This is a genomic window from Skermanella sp. (assembly GCF_059503625.1).
Genome location: NZ_JCACHA010000102.1, coordinates 1 through 3,908, shown reverse-complemented (window position 1 = coordinate 3,908; position 3,908 = coordinate 1). Strand labels below are relative to the sequence as shown.

Genomic DNA, 3,908 nt, shown 5'->3' with positions numbered 1-3,908 from the left:
GCAGAGCCCCGACCTCCGCCGCCGGGTGGCCGAATGGGAAGAGCGGCTGAGCGGTTTCGCCGACACCGTCGCACCGGTCGATGCGCCCGACGCTCTGTGGAACCGGATCGAGCGGGCGATCGACGCCGTCGACCAGCCGGCGCATACGGAGCGTTCCTCGCTTGCAGCGCGCCTGTGGTCCAGCCTGGCGCTTTGGCGTGCGACCGCCGCACTGGCAACCGCCGCCGCCTGCCTCCTGGCAGTGCCGGCGCTGCGGCCCGTACCCTCCCAGCCGCCGGAAACCGCCCTTGTCGCCGTGCTTCAGGCTCCCGAAGGCCCGGCCTTCGCCGTTCGCATCCCGGCCATGCGGCGTGCCAACGTGACGCCCGTCGGCGATCGTCCGGCACCGCCGGGCAGTTCCTACGAGTTGTGGGTCGTGCCAGGAGGGCGGGCGCCGCTGTCACTTGGCTTGATCGAGCGCGGCGGCGTCACGCGCGTGCCGTTGGATCGCCTACCACCTAATCTGGTACGACAGGGCAGTGTCCTGGCCATCAGTCTGGAACCAGCAGGAGGCTCGCCGACCGGAGCGCCAAGTGGGCCGGTGCTGTTCACCGGCACTCTGGTGGAGGCGCAGTGAAACGCGGCTCCACTTCCGCTACGCCGTGCGGTCGTGAGGCAGGATGCCCTGGCTACCAACCGCCGGCTCCTGGGCAGCCTGGGCCAACAATGTGAACAGCGGCCGTTCTCCGAGGATCCAGGCTCGTTTAGTCATCGAGTACGAGTTGGTCTGTGTTTATAATATCGCTTCGGCCCCTGATAGGATCATTGTTCCCGGAAGGCTCGCCTGAAGCTGTCGGTCAAGGGCTGGACGAGGTAGGTCCAGAAGGTGTGGTCGCCGGTGTGGATGATGGTTTCCACCGGCATGCCAGGTGTCAGCCCGATTCCTTCCAAATTGGCCAACTGCCGAGCGTCGGTCTCGACACGCGCCAGGTAATAGGGCTGGCCGGTACGCTCGTCGTGCCGGACATCCGCAGAGACCTGGACGACCCGGCCGTCGATGTGCGGTGTCGTCCGGCTCTTGAAGGCGGAGAGCACCAGCTTGGCAGTCAGACCGTGGTGGACGACATCGATGTCGGTCGGGCTGAGGCGCGCCTCGACCACCAGCCTTTCATCGCTCGGCACGATATCCAGGATCTCGTTACCCGGAGGAACCACCCCGCCGAGAGTATGGTAGCGCAGATCGAGGACGGTGCCCGCCTGGGGAGCCAGAACTTCACGGCGATCCAGCTTGACGCCGGCCTCGGCAAGCCGCTCCTCGACCTGGGCCAGCTGGGTTTCGACCTCGCGCAGTTCCAGCGCGGCCCTCTCGACACGGGTACGCCGGGCATTGAGAATTTCCATCCGGGCGCCGGCGATCGTTTCCCTCGACTGCGCGATGCGGCCGGCATAGTCACCCTGCTGACCGGCGAGATAGGCGGCGTTCCTTTCCAGCGCGAGCAGGCGCGGCTTGCGCTCCAGCCCCTTCTCCACCAGGACCTTGACGGAAGCGACCTCCTCGTCGATCAGGGCAAGCTGGTCGACGCCCGCTTTCACCTGGGCATCGAAGGCCTCGATCTGGGCGTTTATCTGGGCTATGCGCTGGTGCAGGACATCGACCTCGCCCTGGAGTGCTTCACGTCCGCTGGCGAAGATACGTTGCTGCCCACGAACGATCTCACCGACCTTGCCGCTGGACGTCCCTTCGCGCAGGAACTCCGGAAACGGTATGTCGTCATGGCCGTCGCGTTCGGCGATCAGCCTCGCCTGCTGTGCCGCCAGGGCGCTCTGCTGCGCCTTGAGCAGGTCATACAGCGCCTTCGCTTCCAGATCGTCCAGCCTGAGCAGAACATGACCCGCCGCAACATGGTCGCCTTCGCGGACCAGCAGTTCGGCGATGATGCCGCCTTCCAGATGCTGCACGGTCTTGCGCTCGGTCTCGACCCGGACGATGCCGGGAGCCATGGCGGCGCTCGACAGCGGAGCCAGACCGGCCCAGGCGCCGAACCCGCCGAGGCACAGCACGATCGCCGTGGCCCCGGTCCGGAACAGAGGCCCGACGGCGGGCCTGTCCGGGATGTCGAACGGGTCGGATGGCCGGCCAAGCCGAGGATCGACGCTTCGCGAAAGGACGTTCATGTTCTTACTCCGCCGGCGTTGGCGTTGCGGCTTGGGGAATGGCGGAACGCGAACCGGCTGCCGCCTGCGCCTGTGCCGGCGAGCCGGCCGCCACCGGCTGGACGTTGCGCCGGGTCAGCCGGTCCATGACTTCGGCGCGCAAGCCGAACATCTCGACCTGTCCCGCCACCAGCACGAGGACCTTTGTGACTTCCTGCAGCAGGCTGGGCCGGTGTCCGATCACGATTACGGTCGAGCCACTAGCTTTCAGGGCCGCGATAGCCCGGTTCAGGGCTTCCTCGCCTTCGCCGTCGAGGCTGGCGTTCGGCTCGTCCAGGATGACCAGCCTAGGACGGCCGAACACCGCCCTGGCCAGTGCGATGCGCTGGCGCTGGCCACCCGAGAGGCGGACCCCGGCCTCGCCGATCTCCGTGTCATAACCCTTTTCCAGCTTCAGGATCATGTCGTGGCAATTGGCCATGCGCGCCGCCGCGACGACATCCGCCGGGTCCGCTTCCTCGAGACGGGCGATGTTCTCCCGGATCGTGCCTGAAAACAGTTCGACGTCCTGGGGCAGATATCCGACATGGCGTCCAAGGTCGGATCTCGGCCAGGAGAAGATATCGGCGCCGTCGAGCCTGACGATGCCGGTCTGCGGGCTCCTGACGCCAACCAGCAACCGGGCCAGGGAGGATTTGCCGGCGGCGGAAGGACCGATGATGCAGACCGCCTCGCCCGGATCGGCCTTGAAGGAGACCGACTTCAGGATCAGGGGTTTCCCCGCAAGCCCGAAACAGACGCCCTCCACCGAAAGCCGCCCTTCCGGCGCCGGGAGGGGCATGGCTTCCCCCCTCAGCGGCGGGAGCGCCAGGAACGCGGCCAGACGCCTATAGGCCTCGCGGGCCTGGATCATCTGCTTCCAGGTTCCGATCGCCTGCTCGACCGGGGCCAGGGCGCGTCCCATGATGATCGAGCCGGCGATCATGGCGCCGCCGCTGACCTCCTGCCGGATCACCAGCCAGGCGCCGACGCCGAGAATCGCCGTCTGCACGAAGAGCCGGACGAACTTCGCGGCGCCCTGGATGGCGGCGGCCCGGTCGCTCGCGAGGGACTGCATGGAAAGCGACCCGTGGCTCAATCCGGCCCAGCGCCGCAGGACACCGTCGGTCAGGCCCATGGCGTCGATCGCCTCGGCATTGCGCAGGGCGCCATCTACCGTGCGCATGCTCCGGGTCGCGGACCGGTTCGCTTCCCGGAGTGGCCGTCTGGCCGCGAGGTCGCTGGCGAGAGCGAGCAGGAACAGGATCACGGCGCCGGCCAGCGCCACGTGCCCCATCAGGGGGTGCAGCAGATAGACGACGGCGAGATAGACAGGGACCCAGGGAACATCGAACAGCGTTGCGATGCCGGAGCCGAGGAACGTGCGGACGGCACCGAGATCCCGAAGGCTTTCGCCCTGGTAGTCGCGCTGGTTGAGACTGGCGTCGAGCGCCCGGCGGAAGGCGAATGGGCCGACACGCCTTTCCAGCCAGGTGGAGACCCGATCGAGCATGCGGCTGCGCAGGGTGTCGAGCAGACTGAGAAGCAGCAGCGCCAGGGCCGCGATGATCGTCAGGTACAGCAGGGTTTCGATGCTTCCCGAGGACAGGACGCGGTCGTAGACCTGAAGCATGTAGACGGACGAGGTCAGCATCAGGACGTTCAGCACGGCGCTGAACAGCATCACCCCCGTCAAGGCGTATCGGCACCGACTGAGAGCATCGGACAGAACATTA

3 protein-coding genes are annotated in these 3,908 nt (G+C 67.0%); 1 reads left to right on the top strand and 2 read right to left on the bottom strand.

Annotation, left to right across the window (positions count from 1 at the left end):
* The coding region (locus tag AC5JJ6_RS02880; protein ID WP_496040602.1) for an anti-sigma factor at window positions 1–616 on the top strand (616 nt) is incomplete at its 5' end.
* A 185-nt stretch (window positions 617–801) separates the two neighbouring features.
* On the opposite strand, the gene AC5JJ6_RS02875 is transcribed toward AC5JJ6_RS02880, so the two are convergent.
* Together AC5JJ6_RS02875 and AC5JJ6_RS02870 are read right to left on the bottom strand one after the other, a co-directional pair.
* Complete coding sequence (locus AC5JJ6_RS02875) at window positions 802–2,154, bottom strand: HlyD family type I secretion periplasmic adaptor subunit (RefSeq protein WP_496040601.1); 1,353 nt, start codon at window positions 2,152–2,154, stop codon at window positions 802–804.
* 4 nt (window positions 2,155–2,158) lie between these two features.
* On the bottom strand, window positions 2,159–3,908 hold a 1,750-nt coding region (locus AC5JJ6_RS02870; RefSeq protein ID WP_496040600.1), incomplete at its 5' end, for a type I secretion system permease/ATPase.

Bases quoted from the DNA above. Each gene is read 5' to 3' on its own strand.
- AC5JJ6_RS02875 (WP_496040601.1), bottom strand. From the start codon at position 2,154: ATGAACGTCCTTTCGCGAAGCGTCGATCCTCGGCTTGGCCGGCCATCC.